Origin of the sequence: Occallatibacter sp. (assembly GCF_049802275.1) — a bacterium.
In the GTDB taxonomy this organism is placed as follows: domain Bacteria; phylum Acidobacteriota; class Terriglobia; order Terriglobales; family Acidobacteriaceae; genus Telmatobacter.
On the sequence record NZ_JBARMD010000467.1, the window covers coordinates 1 to 2,317 of the forward strand.

Sequence of the window (2,317 nt, forward strand, 5' to 3'; positions counted from 1 at the left end):
CCGATGGAGATGGCGATGACTCGATGGAGAATGTTGTGGATGCTTTTGTGTGTCCCCGGCGCGGCGAGTGTGGCCCTCGCACAGGCTTCTGCAGGTCAGGCCAAACCTCAGATGATCGTCACGGTAAGCTTCAACTCAGCAGTGCTTCAAACTGCAGAAGCGCAGAAGAGCCTCAGCGCGCTCCAGGCTCGATTGGCTCCTAAGCAGCAGGTGCTGCAAGCCCTCAATAACGAGGTCGAAGCTCTAAGAAAGCAGTTAGCGGATACAAACAGCAACCTGAGTGACGCAGAAAGAGCAAGACGCGCGCAGTCACTGGAAAGTAAGGAGAAGCAACTTCAGCGCGAAGCGGAAGACTTCAAGAGTGATTCGCAAAGCGAATCAGAAGAGATTTTTCAACGAGTCGCACAGAAGGTCTACGCTTTTCTGCATACCTTTTCGCAGCAGCATGGTTACTCGGCGGTTATCGAGCGCGGGTCCGATGCATATCCGGTTGTTTGGTACGAAGCTACGAACATGGACGTTACGAACGCGCTCATCAAGGCCTACAACTCCCAGGCCGAAGCCGCCCCGTCGGCACCGGAAAACAGTCCCACTCATAGCGACACACCGAAATCATCGAAGTCTCTCCCCGATAACCCCTCTCCGAATTAGAGTTCGGCGTAATTGACCCGATGGAAGCGGAGACATAAGAAAAGCAAACACAGGCGGAGGGCTCTCTAGTACTACTGTGTTATAAAAATGGAGCCCCACAAAAAGGACAACCCGAGAGTTGCCGGAGCAGGATCCGTGCGATGGTCTGACGAAGGGTAGCAATGGAGCAGGGATTATGCCGCTCCCCGCGCACGGGGCGAACCCCGAGGATGGAATTGCGTGGGCAGTTCGGGGAAGGATAAGTCCAGCTGACCGACGCGAGCGGAGGGGGAAAAACGGCTCCGTTCGGCCACCAGGAACCCATAGGCCGCAACGCAGAGGGTGGCGTGATGGTGGAATCCGCGCCAGCCTCTTCCTTCATAGTGACCAAGTCCCAGTTCCTGCTTCAGTTCCTGGTAATCGCGTTCGATGATCCAGCGATGTTTGGCCAAGCGCACCAGATCGGCAAGCGTGGTGTGGGCGGGCAAAGTGGAGAACCAGTACTTGATGGGTTCTGATTCTTGCTTCGGCCACTCGATGAGCAGCCACTCTTGCGGATGGGGTTCGCTGTTCCAGTAATCCCGATGGGCCGGACGAATGCGCACAGCGGCAAAACGGGAACGCAGCGGTTTACCGCTTCCTTCGCGCCAGCGCACCATCTTCCAGGCCGAGGAAGGTAAGCTGATCGCCAACGCGCGCACCGCTATCGGAGCGTGCTGACCATTGCGGCGTAGCAACTTCGTGGGACGTCCGATTCCTTTCCACTTCCGCTTGGGCAGCGGGGCTACGCCCGGAGGCCACACACTTACCGACGATTGGATGCCCACCACATAAAGCAAACCCAATTCGCTGATACCATCACGAAATGCCGTGTCGTTGCCATAGCCAGCATCGGCCAGCACCGGAGCCGTGGGGATCTCTCGCTCGACGGCGCTGCGAATTTGTTCGAGTGCAATTTCAGGCTTGGTTTGAAAACGAATTTCCGACGGTACGCCTGTAGCTTTTCTCCGCTGCTTGTCCTGAGCCCACACTTCCGGTAAGTAGAGACGCCAGGCAATGGGCAGACTCGCTGTTGCCGTGCTTAGGGACAGACTCACCGCTACCCGACAGTTCTCCTGCTTGCCCACCTGTCCACAGTACTGGCGCGTGACTCCCACCGAATGCGTTCCCTTTTTCGCCACTCCCGTGTCATCGATCACCCAAGCTACCACCTCCCCTTGTTTCTGCATGACGGGCAGCACGTATTGGCGCACCGCTTGCAAAATATCTTCGTCCCTCCAGGGGGCATGGGCCACCAGATGATGTAAAGACTGATGGGCTTGGCGCACGTTGTCGGGACAAAGACGAGCCGCCATGGGCTCCACACTCTTACGCTCTCCAGGCAGCAGCAAGCCGGTGCAATAAGATTTCAGAGGTACCATGCGATCCAGGTGCCCCGCGGCTTGCGCCAGGCGTTCAAGATAGGCCGCGAAGCGTTTTTGTTGGGCGCCTGGCGCTACCGAGTGGGCGCTCATGACCAGCAACTTAACATCAAAGATGCTGCGCTAAAAGTAATCTGTCAGTCGCGCGACTCAACTTTATAACACAGTAGTACTAGCCAGATGACGCAAAACACCATGTTAACCACCTACGGAGAATCGATTCATTATGATTTGAAGGAACTACTCGTCGCCTACGACTTCTCTCA

General features: G+C 56.3%; 2 protein-coding genes. One reads left to right on the forward strand and one right to left on the reverse strand.

Annotated features, from left to right (window positions below):
- A partial coding sequence (locus tag WA354_RS16120; RefSeq protein ID WP_472814044.1) for an OmpH/Skp family outer membrane protein occupies positions 1 to 651 on the forward strand: 651 nt, incomplete at its 5' end.
- Between the two features lie 173 nt (positions 652 to 824).
- Here WA354_RS16120 and WA354_RS16125 read toward each other — a convergent pair.
- On the reverse strand, positions 825 to 2,144 hold the full coding sequence (locus WA354_RS16125; RefSeq protein ID WP_472814045.1) for an IS701 family transposase: 1,320 nt from the start codon (positions 2,142 to 2,144) through the stop codon (positions 825 to 827).
- Positions 2,145 to 2,317: the final 173 nt, after the last annotated feature.

Bases quoted from the DNA above. Each gene is read 5' to 3' on its own strand.
- WA354_RS16125 (WP_472814045.1), bottom strand. From the start codon at position 2,144: ATGAGCGCCCACTCGGTAGCGCCAGGCGCCCAACAAAAACGCTTCGCG.